The 846-nt window shown below is 68.4% G+C and carries 2 protein-coding genes; both read left to right on the top strand.

The genetic code is table 11. From position 1 onward, the window contains the following. Positions 1-83: 83 nt before the first annotated feature. Entirely contained in the window at positions 84-590 is a 507-nt protein-coding gene (locus KZ810_RS17335) for a DUF3489 domain-containing protein (protein ID WP_258045092.1), read from the top strand. Next, positions 587-846 (top strand): DUF2924 domain-containing protein (locus KZ810_RS17095; protein WP_308461588.1); only part of this gene is annotated, 260 nt, incomplete at its 3' end. The genes KZ810_RS17335 and KZ810_RS17095, both read left to right, overlap by 4 nt.

Raw genomic sequence — 846 nt, 5'->3', positions numbered from 1 at the left:
GGCACAGCCCTGATCGACCCTGATCATCGGGGCTGTGGCTGGTGGAAGCGACGCTGGTGTCGCTCCTACCGGAGACCAGATCCATGAAGCTCACCGACACGCAGTCGCTGCTCCTCGCACACGCTGCACAATGCGACAGCGGCAGCCTCTACCCGCTGCCGAAGACCCTCACCTCAAAGGCTGGCGCCGCGCGCTCGATCGTGTCGCTGGTGAAAGCCAGGCTGGTCGAGGAGCGCGAAACCAGTGTTGTGGCGGAAGTAGCACGCCAGGATGGTGACCTTGGCTACGGCATGTTCGTGACCGCCGACGGGCTCGCTGCCATCGGTGTCGACGATAATGCTGGCGAGCAGGTCGCTGGCGGGAGCGATGCTGAAGCTCTGCCCACCCCTGCCCCACGCACGTGCAAGATCGCGGGCGTCCTCGCGCTGCTGGGCCGCGACGAGGGTGCGACGCTCACCGAGCTGATCACCGCCACTGGCTGGCTGCCGCACACCACACGTGCCGCTCTCACCGGCCTGCGCAAGAAGGGGCATGTGCTTGCCCGCAGCAAGCGTGAGGGTGCCACCTGCTATCGCCTGGTGCAGGCGTGAGTGCGAGCGTGGACGCGATCGCCGCGCTTGATTCGCTGTCCACGCCTGAGCTCCGCTCGCGCTGGTCGGCACTCACGGGCACACCGGTGCCGCGTGTCAGCCCGGCGCTGCTCCGCATGGCGCTCGCCTGGGAGCTGCAGGCGCGTGCGCATGGCGGGCTGTCGCGTGAGACCACGCGCACGCTCGACCAGCTCGCACGCGGCGTGACCAGAACACAGCCGCAGTCCGCCGGCATGCGGCTGGTGCGTGAGTGGCA

The sequence above is a fragment of the Sphingomonas citricola genome (genome assembly GCF_019429535.1).
GTDB lineage: Bacteria > Pseudomonadota > Alphaproteobacteria > Sphingomonadales > Sphingomonadaceae > Sphingomonas > Sphingomonas citricola.
This window is presented reverse-complemented; position numbering and strand designations above follow the sequence as displayed.